Raw genomic sequence first — 266 nt, 5'->3', positions numbered from 1 at the left:
GCCAAGCGGAAATTGTAGAGGTCGCCGATGCCGCCATGGGACGACGGCGTGTTGATCAGGATGCGGGCGGTCTTCATCTTGTCGCCGAAATGGCGGATGCGCCCGGCCTGCCGGTCCTGATCGGTGTAGAGCGCCGAGGTGTGACCGATGCCGCCGAGCGCCACCAGGGCGGCGGCCTTGTCGCAGGCTTCCGCGAAGTCCTTGGCGCGGTAGAGCGCCAGGGTGGGCGACAGCTTCTCGTGGGCGAAGGGCTCGCTGTCGTCGAT

At 67.3% G+C, this 266-nt stretch carries 1 pseudogene; it reads right to left on the bottom strand.

Annotation, left to right across the window (positions count from 1 at the left end):
- Positions 1-266, bottom strand: a pseudogene (locus TSH64_RS35870) (bifunctional acetaldehyde-CoA/alcohol dehydrogenase); the annotation flags it as partial.

It is taken from the genome of Azospirillum sp. TSH64, from assembly GCF_003116035.1.
GTDB lineage: Bacteria > Pseudomonadota > Alphaproteobacteria > Azospirillales > Azospirillaceae > Azospirillum.
This window is presented reverse-complemented; position numbering and strand designations above follow the sequence as displayed.